Source organism: Pontibacter ummariensis (assembly GCF_900188175.1).
In the GTDB taxonomy this organism is placed as follows: domain Bacteria; phylum Bacteroidota; class Bacteroidia; order Cytophagales; family Hymenobacteraceae; genus Pontibacter; species Pontibacter ummariensis.
This window is the reverse complement of record NZ_FZOQ01000077.1, coordinates 1-1,299: the sequence shown is the minus strand read 5'-3', so window position 1 is coordinate 1,299 and position 1,299 is coordinate 1. Positions and strand designations below refer to the sequence as shown.

At 51.4% G+C, this 1,299-nt stretch carries 1 protein-coding gene; it reads right to left on the bottom strand.

Translation table 11 applies throughout. The features are described from left to right. Nucleotides 1-1,256, bottom strand: a 1,256-nt coding sequence (locus tag CHB92_RS25425) for a PAS domain S-box protein (protein ID WP_245842921.1), incomplete at its 3' end; no start/stop codon positions are given. Between the last annotated feature and the right edge of the window lie 43 nt (nucleotides 1,257-1,299).

The following is a 1,299-nucleotide window of genomic DNA, read 5'->3' as shown; positions in this document are numbered from 1 at the left end:
GAGTAAGCGTATCGCTCCTCGAAGTGTTTAGCAGTTCCTTCTTTAGCCGCTTCCTCACATTGCCTCCGGAACTTTGAAGGGGAAATTCTCGGGAAAACTTCCCAGATATTCTTGCCAAGAAGCTCCTCCTGATTATGCCCTCCTTGCTTTGCGAATACCGAGTTCACGTAACTAAAGCGCCACTCTTTGTCAAGGGCGATAAAAGAATCTGTGACACTGCTTAAGATGGTGTCTAGTTTTTCCGCCTGCCTTTCAATAACCTGATGGGCATTGTGAATCTCTGTCACGTCCCGAAGAATGCTGTACACCCCAATCGTTTCGCCCCCTACCGAAACAGGTATCTTGATAATATCGAGGTACTTGGTGTCCGCTTCCAAAGGCATCGCTACTTCGAATCTCACCGGTTCGCCTCTAAAAGCCTCTTGCAGGGTACTTTTACAGACAGGAATTACCTCGGTTGGAAGGAATTCTGAAAAGGGCCTGTTTATGACATCTGCCTTAGGCATACCGAGCAAGGAAAGAGTGGCGGGGTTGGCATCCAGAAGAATACCTTCCCTGTTCTGGTACACGACTGCATCCACGTGGTTCTCAAACAGAGACTTGAACTGCTGGTTTCTTTCCAGTTGCAGGAGTTGGCTTTCAACCCTTTCCGTGATGTCCCTGGAGCTGATTACCAGCGCTCTCACGCTCGGGCTATGAAGCTGGTTACTAGCAGTTGACTCCAGCCAGCGCCACTCACCCGCTGCCGTCCGAAAGCGGAACTCAGCGATTGTCACTGGCTCCTTACTTGTTAACAGCTGCGTCAAAGCTGCCTTTGCCTGTGCTACATCGGCAGGGTGGATGAACTCAAAGACACTTTGCCCTATCAGATCCACGGGTGAGTAGCCCAGCAGGGCCAGGCCGGCACCGCTTCTGTACAGGAAGTTGCCCTCTTCATCCACCAAGGAGATAATGTCCGCTCCATGTTCTACCAGGGCGCTGTGAAGCTCGTCCTTTTCCCTTAGTTTTTGCTGCGCCAGGTTTTCCTCTGTCACGTCGCGGGCCACGCACACAAATGCTTCCTCCTCTTCAGACCAAAACCCGGACCAGCGCAGGTGCACCTGCTGGCCATTTTTATGAAAGTAGGTGTTGGTGAAGTTGTTGAGCCTTTCGCCAGCCAGCAAGCTCTTAGCCACTTCCCTAGTCCTGACAACGTCTTCGGGTATAAGGTAGCGAGCGTAGCTTTTTCCAGTCAGCTCCTCACTGCTGTAGCCCAGTATGCCTTGGCACGCATCACTTAAATAAGAAAAGCAGCCTTGC